The organism is uncultured Clostridium sp. (assembly GCF_947036855.1).
Taxonomy (GTDB): domain Bacteria; phylum Bacillota; class Clostridia; order Clostridiales; family Clostridiaceae; genus Sarcina.
The window spans coordinates 1-8264 of record NZ_CAMQRY010000105.1 but is presented as its reverse complement, the minus strand read 5'-3'; the positions used below and the strand labels follow the sequence as shown (position 1 = coordinate 8264).

Below are 8264 nucleotides of genomic sequence, written 5' to 3'. Positions count from 1 at the left end.
ATAATTTACATTCCTTATAGTTAAGATAAAACCCGAAATTTTCATCTAAAAAATTAACGTAATAAAGCCATTCACAGGCTCTTTTCCACCTTATTTCACTACTTCCTACTTTTATTTTGCAGTAGACCTTCGGTCGTGTTTTTTCATTTTTTATAAAAATCACTACAAGCTTAGTCTTTTCAAGACTTACAGAGTTTTTTCTAAAAAAGAGGTCTACTGCAAATTCTAATTTTTCATATTATTTTCTATGTGCTTCTAGCATTTTTTCCATTGATTCTATTACTTTTACTCTTAGTTTATCAGGTTTATTTACTTTTGCAAATTCTCTCATTGTAAGTATCCAAGATATTATTGAATGTTCACCTTTCATCTGTGCTTTAAATAATATTTTACCATCTTCAAGTTCTATTATTTCTTGATTTTCTACCCAAATTCTTTCTTTTATAGAATTAGACATTGGTGGGCTTATTTCAATTTCTAAATCATATTCTTCTTGATCAAATATTCCTAATCCTTTATTTTTTCTTTCTTCTACTTCAAGTTCTCTATCTTTATTTCTTTCAAATATAAATCCTGTTACTGTACATTCTTTAATTCTTATAAATTTAAAGAATCTTATAGCATTTTTTTCTAAGCAATAACCAACTAGGTATGATTCCCCTCTATAAACAAAATATTTATAAGGTTGTACTCTTCTTCTACTAACTTCGTTCTGATTACTTAAATATTCAATAATTATTATTTTTCTATCTAAAACAGCTTTGTAAATTTTAAGTTCTATTTCCTCATTATAAATATCTTTATTACGTCTTGAGTAAGATATTATATCTCCACTTGAATAATCATCTGAATTTAATATAGAAAAGTTTATTTTATCTATAACTTTTTTAAATTTTTCATTATTATCTTCTGAATATTCAAGTTTATCTACAAGAATTTTTAATTCAATCATTTCTGTTTCTGTAAGAATTGCTTTAAACGGAAAATACGCATTAGCAAGTTTATAGCCACCATACCTACCTTTAACTGTTTCTATATCAAAAACTTCACTAAGAGCATTTTTATATGCTGTTATTTCTTTTATATTTACGCCTAAATTTCTTGCTATTTCTTCTCTAGACATAAGTTTATTTGATTTAAGCATTACCATCATCTTAATAGTATTAGCAAGTTTACTCATAATTCCTCCTTTTAAAAGCAGCGATCATCTAAATCTTTTTCTTTCCTTTTAGAATCTCTACTAAAACCCAGCTGATTATACTTACAATCAACAACTGGTATTGATTCAAATTTGCTTATTTCTAGTTCCCTAATTAATAAATATTTCCCTAGATATTCCATATCAAACTGACTTACTGAAACTGTAAATAATTTCACTCTATCAATTAATATAACTTTTCTAAGCTTCATTTCATTAATTTTTTCCTCTTTTTCTTTCTTCTCCATATCTTTATTATTTAATTCTTTAAGCTCACTTACCATAAATTCTAGTTCATCAAAAATCCCATCAATTTCAGCTTGATTAGTTTTATAAATACAATTTGGCATTAAGGTAAATGAAACTATATTTCTAAATTTAATATCTTTTTTATCAAATTGATATGGAGTTACTTCTTTAATCTGTTCTAAGAATTTATCATACTCAGCCCAATATTTACTACCTTTAATATTTTCAGTTGTAAGTGTTTTATCTATAATTTCTATTTTTTCATGCTCTGATAATACACCATCTATATTTTTGATAGCATTTCTTGAAAGTGTGTAAATTTGTCTGTCTATAAAACCTTTTTCACCATTTGTTAAAATTCCTTCATCTACATTTAAAAATATATAGCAGTTGTATTCACAGACTGATTTTTTTCCTTTTCTATTACATCTTCCAAGTCTTTGGAATAAACCATTTATATCTGAAAGTTCTGTAAATAAATAATCAAAATCTATATCCAAACTAGCTTCTACAATTTGTGTTGAAATCCAAATTCCTGAACCTATATTTTCTGTTTCACCAAATTTTAATATTTCATCTTCTTTTTCTGCTCTCTCTTTTTTTATAAACTTACTATGGAATATATTAATCTCTGATTTATTAATCCCTTTAAATTCAAGTTCTTTATAAACTTCTTGTGCTTTTTTTATAGTATTGCAAACTACTAATATTTTATTGCTTATATTTTTCTTTTTATTCTCCACATACTTATCAAATATTAAACTACTATCAATTTTTGAATCATATATTTTTATATTATGTCTTTTAAGGTTATTAACAAATGTAGCTTCTTTAAAATTACAGCCTTCTTTAGCTAAAAAATCTTTTACAAATGGTGCAAGTGTTGCTGTAAGTATAGCTACTTTTCCACCAAATTTTATAATAGTCTTAATTCCATATACTAAATATGCAAGTAAATCAGCACTGTACATCTGAATTTCATCTATCACTACTTTTGAATATGATAACGTTGCAAGCTTTACCTCATATCCATGACACTTTAAAACAAAATCAAAAATCTGATCAAGTGTTGCTACATTAAGAGGAATTGATAATTGTTTACTTGTTCTATGATATTCTAAAATATCTCTTTCTCCATCTGCATGATTTGTATAGTAAGATAAAGAATCTGAATGTAGTAGTGCAGCTCTTTGTTCTATATTTTCAGTAACTATACCACTTGAAATTCTATTATAAATAGCATTTATAGCTGTTTTTAATGGTAATATAAAAAAACCTTTATTGTCTCCTATCCAAAGAAGCCCTGCTTCTGTTTTTCCCATCCCTGTTTGAGCTACTACTATTATATTTTCTTCTTTATTTTCTTTACAAAAATATTGAAGGTCATTCCAATCTGAATCTTTATTTTCTTCTTTCCAAGAATTTAATAAACCATCTAAACTATCATTTAAGAAATCATTTCTATATTCTATAACAGTTCCACCACTAGCACTAAAATCACACTTATTAACAAATCCTTTAATAAGAACTGCTTTTTCATCACCCATTATCTCTTTTATTCTTTTGATACTTCTTCTTTTTATATCATAAGTATCATTAAAATCACTTAATAAGTTTTTTATCAATTTTTTAGTTTTTTCTTCTTGTAACACTTCAAAAACATCACAATAATAATGATGAAATGCTACTGCAAAACACACCCTAAAATAATCATCTTCTACCTTGAAACTACTTTTATCTATAAAATAAAGAGATAACACATTATGTGCAATCTCATTATCAGTATCAAACTTTGTTTGGTTTATAATTCTGTATTGAAACTCTCTATTAGCCTTGCCATAATCATGATATTCACAAGCAACTCTAACTATGTTGAATAATTCAATATCTTTTATATAACCTAGTTTTGATAAATATTCAAGGTTATGAATCAAATCATCTGTATGTTCTCTTATAGATTTATTAGGTTTTGCTTTATATTTACTTAAATCCATATTATCTCATACCTCCTATTTACATAAAATTAACTATATACTTTTTATCATCTTCTATATCAAATAGTAAATTATCTGTACCCTCATCAACTTCATATTCAGAAATATACAAAACTTTCTTTTTATTAAATACTCTTTTACTACCTTCAATTTTATAATCTTTATTTAGATAATATTTAGTTCCATTATAATTTATATCTTCTCTTAATTTGGGGAAAATATATTCTTCTTTAACTAAATCCATATCTACATAGGCAGAATACTCACTTTTCATACCCTCTTCTATTTCAGATGCTAAATCAACTATCTTAGCTTCCTTAATATCAATAAAATCTTCACTTCTACCTATTGATTTTAAATTATAAATATTTTCTTCTATATCTATAAGAGTTTCTTCATCAGCTCTTATATGAATAACAAGTTCTATATTATTAAGCATCTCATAATACTTTAAAGAAGTTGTAAGTGTAGCAAACTTTGAATAAGGCTCTGTATAATTTTCTTTTTTGTAAGTTTCAAATTTTTCTTTTATATTTTTTTCTAAATTTTTAACTTCAATTTCTTTATCCTTAACTTCTTGCAGTTTAACTTTATCTTCTTTAAAAGCTTTTTTGTCAGCAGCCAAACTTTTTTTTTGAGCTTTAATTTTTTCAAGTTCATCTTTTAAGCTAGTTTTTTTATAATTATCAAGCTTATCATTTAAATCTTTCAAATCTCTATATTCTTTAAGTAGCTCTTCATTATAAACATGAATAGTTGTGCCTACCCTAAAACTATTACCTTGAGATTTCAAAGCTTTTCCAACTTTATCATAAGCGGTTGATAAAAACTTACTATTTTTAAACTTAATAAGTATTCCTCTATCATCTTGAATTGAATTTAAAAAGCAATAATCAGTATATGGCTCTAAATTTAAAGATTCATATCTACCTTGTATACTTACATCCATAGGTTTATATTCTTTGTACCCACAAGCTACATGAATTGCTCCTATAACTGTTGAATAAGGTGGAAGTGGGTAAGTCATTTTATTTGTAGATGTTTCTTCTTTTTTATAATTTGCAGAACTTTGAGTTAATACAAGTCTTAAAGCTTTCATTATTTTACACCGTAATATTCTTTTACTTGCTTTTCTAAATCTCTAAAGAAATTATGAATGCTAACAGCTTTTAATTCTTCTTTTATAGCCACTTCATTATCAAAGTTTCCACCTTCTAATAGTCCTACTTTGCACCCATCTGCTGCTCTATCTTTTAAGTCTTGTGTAAGTTCAAGCTTATTATTTCTAAGCTTAACTACATTTTCAAAGTAATGAGTTTTTCTTTTAACAAGTCCACCAACTACAAATATAGGCTCTGCATTATCTAAATTACCTTTTACAACTAAAGATAAATTCTCAACTGTATTTATAAGTGATATTACTCTATCAACTTTTTCTTCTACTGATGCATCTTCTGAAGCAAAATTCTCATCTGTTCCAACCATATCTAAATCTATTGTAAGACTATATAATTTCATACCTTTATCATACTCATATTGATATGGCATAAGTCCTGTTTTACCTGCATCTGCCTGTAAATTCAAATTATTATTTTTAGCAAAATTACTTGCAAGATATAAGTTATTATGGAATCTACTCTCAATTACATACTCACTACATGAAATTGCATCTGTTAAATAAAATGAACTTTTTCTGATATATGTGTTCTCCATAGTATTCATATATCCACCTTCTAAAGCTCTACAGTTAGTTGCATTCAAATCTTTTGTCACAACTTTCTGATTAACTTTTTTATCAACAACAGTTTCTAAATCATTATACATACCACTCTGATCCATAATTGCATTTTTGATACTCTCTCTACTTCTTGATGCATATGTCTTTCCATTTCTAAAAACCTTTTGAACTGATGATATATTTCCAAGTCCCTCACCATAATTTGAAGTCATATTAGCTATTACTGTAAGTGTTAATGATTTATTTTCCATTTTCATTTCCTCCTTGTTTTTTCTCTTCTTTTACAAGTGCATTAGCAAATGTATAAATTAAATTTTTACTCTCATCATAGTTTTCAAACAAATCGTATACAAAAGTAAACTGTACACCTGAGTAAGCTGATAACTGTATCAATATTTCACATACTTTACTAGAATCTTTAAAAGTTATTGCACTTATAAGCTTTTGTCTATAACTATTAAGCTTATTTTTTTCAAGCTTCTCTGCTACTTGCTTTGCTGAAATAAAAGCTGACTTCATTTTATTATTCATCTCTTTACTACCTCCATAAATTAATATATTTATCTCTATAATCGTCTTTATATTATAGCTATAATTATTTTTTGATTTTAACAGCATCTCAATTATAGGATCTAGTTTAATTCCATTTAATATAGAATCAACAATTGGTCTTTCCATATATCTTGGATTTTTAGCATCATCTCTATATGCAAACTGTATACCCTTATAATTTTTCACATCTTTGAAAATATCAAGCGCTTTTTTTCTTATGTAAAGCGTCTTATAGTAATCTTCTCCTCTATCCTTTGTAATAACTTCAACGTCAAAATCTATATAATCAGTAGACTCTTTTAAACTATTAAAAAGTGTTTCTCTAGGGTTTTCACTAAGCTCTATCAATGAATTGCTCTTAATTAAGTTCTTTATAGATGTATTATTATTTATAAAGAAAGCTTCATAACTTTTTGTAAAAGCAAATGGTATAAAATCAAATACTAAATCATCTTTAAACTCAAAAGTACTATAATTTTGCTTATAAGATATACTTTTTGATTTCCTAGCTGTATCAATGTAATACCCTAGTAATCTACATACTTTATTATCTGTTGATAAAAGTAATGAGCTATTAGAAAAGTTAGAGTACAAACTTTTTCCATTTCTATAAGTTTCCTTAATTATTTTAAGTCTATTTTCATTTACAACATTTAAAATTTCTTCCTTATTTTCAACAGTACAACTAAGCTTTCCAAAAATAGATTTCATAACAGAATTAGCTTTAAGCTTTTCATTAACTAATACTAATTGTTCTTCTGTAATTTCTTCTCCACTTAGTATTGACTCTATTATGATATGATGCATTGCATTGCTAAAATAATCTTCTGCAAAAAGCAAATAATCCTCTTCATTTATAAGTTTACTATCATACTTTAAAATATCATCATTCATTTCATATGCATCTGCTCTATCAAATCTTCCTTTTCTATGAAGATAATCAAAATATTTTATAAGTCCAACAATTGCTGCATTATATCTCCACTCTGATGTTTCTATACTACAATCAAAAACTTCATCATTCTCAATTAAAGTTTTCATACTTTATCTCTCACCTCCTATACTAAATCTATATTTCCAAATCCTGATGATCTTCTACATCCAAGTCCACTATCCATTAGAAGGTTTAAATCATCTATATCTCCTTTTAACTTAAAAGTTCCTGAATAAGCAGTAAAGTATATAAACTTCTTATTTGTAACCTCTCTAAATCCATTTATTTCTTCCTTAACTACAACTTTTTTCATATTTAAAGGTATAAACTCTAAAGGTTCTTTAAGTCCAAACCCTCTATAAATTTTTAAAATTAAATCAGCATAATAGTAAAATACCTCATTATAATTTTCATCATCTAACCTAAGTGCATTACCTACTTTATCTTTTATATAAATAGGCGATAAGGTTTTCATGATACATTCATTTTCATGAATTTTTCTTTCATTTTGCATTTTTACAGAAGTTTTTATAAAATCTCCATAAGAACTAAGCCCCATAAGTGCTGTAAAAACTAGAATATTAAACTTCATATCAGGTGAAGAAATAATTAATCTAACATCTCCATTAACATCAATAAACTCACTACCTATTTTAAAATCTTCTAAATAAACACTAAAAGTAAAAGGCTTTAACTTTTTAGATTTTTTCCCCTCATAAAAGTACATCTCCTCAAAATATTCTTTATCAGATTTTGACAGACAATCTTTTATAAGACTTGCAAAAAACATTCTATATCCAACTTTTATTTTCTTATCCTTCATTTTTCCAGTAACAATAATTTTCATACTCTCACCTCCTCTTCTATATTACATCTTTTTTGGAATATATTGTACTACAAATAAATATTGATAATAATATGATTCTTTCTTTCTACAATCATTATCGAACCTTTAATTTAATTCTAAACTTTAATAGTACCCTATTTCCATACTTTAATTGATTTCTTTATATTTTCTAATAAAAGAATAAACATAACTTCTAGAAACTCCACAACATATTGCTATTTTACGCTTACTTCGTGTTGGATCATCTTTATATAATTTTAATATTTTAATATTTGTTTTATTATTTATAATTTTCATTAACTCCTCCTATGTTTATTTTTTTAAGTATATAATATCTATTCCCTGATTTAAAATCAAATATGCAATTTAGCTTTTTATTGTTCTTTATTGTACCTATGTCTCCCAAACTTTAAAATTCTTTTAATTTCAAAAAAATATAGCAAGAAGTTAAACAACTTCTTGCTATATTTTCCCTTATAGTTAAAATATTAATTTCCTAAAAAAAATAAACATATTTAAATTCTATATAATTAAAATTAAATTTTATATAATTATTATATCCATCCTCCCTTTAGTCTATCCACTTTCATCTCGGTCTTTACTATTCTAATTACAATGGCACTTTTTAAAATTTATTTTAAGATTTAAATATTATTTATTTACATTCCTTATGGTTAAGTTAAAACGTATAGAACATAAATTATGTGTATGCAATAATTCAAATTTTACATTCCTTATGGTTAAGATAAAAC

7 protein-coding genes are annotated in these 8264 nt (G+C 25.6%); all 7 read right to left on the bottom strand.

Translation table 11 applies throughout. The features are described from left to right. Positions 1 to 238 precede the first annotated feature (238 nt). Positions 239 to 1180 (bottom strand): YafY family protein, encoded by a 942-nt coding sequence (locus Q0V15_RS10085; RefSeq protein ID WP_297438600.1) that lies wholly within the window; start codon positions 1178 to 1180, stop codon positions 239 to 241. A gap of 11 nt (positions 1181 to 1191) precedes the next feature. Then, complete coding sequence (gene cas3, locus Q0V15_RS10080) at positions 1192 to 3441, bottom strand: CRISPR-associated helicase Cas3' (RefSeq protein WP_297438598.1); 2250 nt, start codon at positions 3439 to 3441, stop codon at positions 1192 to 1194. A gap of 19 nt (positions 3442 to 3460) precedes the next feature. Then, the gene (gene cas5, locus Q0V15_RS10075) at positions 3461 to 4540 is read right to left on the bottom strand and encodes a CRISPR-associated protein Cas5 (protein WP_297438596.1); all 1080 of its coding nucleotides are present in this window, start codon (positions 4538 to 4540) and stop codon (positions 3461 to 3463) included. Continuing rightward, on the bottom strand, positions 4540 to 5430 hold the full coding sequence (gene cas7i, locus Q0V15_RS10070; protein ID WP_297438594.1) for a type I-B CRISPR-associated protein Cas7/Cst2/DevR: 891 nt from the start codon (positions 5428 to 5430) through the stop codon (positions 4540 to 4542). Before cas7i ends, cas5 begins: the two co-directional genes overlap by 1 nt. Further along, on the bottom strand, positions 5420 to 6772 hold the full coding sequence (cas8a1, locus tag Q0V15_RS10065) for a type I CRISPR-associated protein Cas8a1/Csx8 (RefSeq protein ID WP_297438592.1): 1353 nt from the start codon (positions 6770 to 6772) through the stop codon (positions 5420 to 5422). The genes cas7i and cas8a1 overlap by 11 nt, the downstream gene beginning before the upstream one ends. A 17-nt stretch (positions 6773 to 6789) precedes the next feature. After that, a complete protein-coding gene (gene cas6 / locus Q0V15_RS10060) occupies positions 6790 to 7512 on the bottom strand; it encodes a CRISPR-associated endoribonuclease Cas6 (protein ID WP_297438590.1) in 723 nt (240 codons plus the stop codon). 147 nt (positions 7513 to 7659) lie between these two features. Beyond that, positions 7660 to 7809 (bottom strand): helix-turn-helix domain-containing protein, encoded by a 150-nt coding sequence (locus tag Q0V15_RS10055; protein WP_297438588.1) that lies wholly within the window; start codon positions 7807 to 7809, stop codon positions 7660 to 7662. Positions 7810 to 8264: the final 455 nt, after the last annotated feature.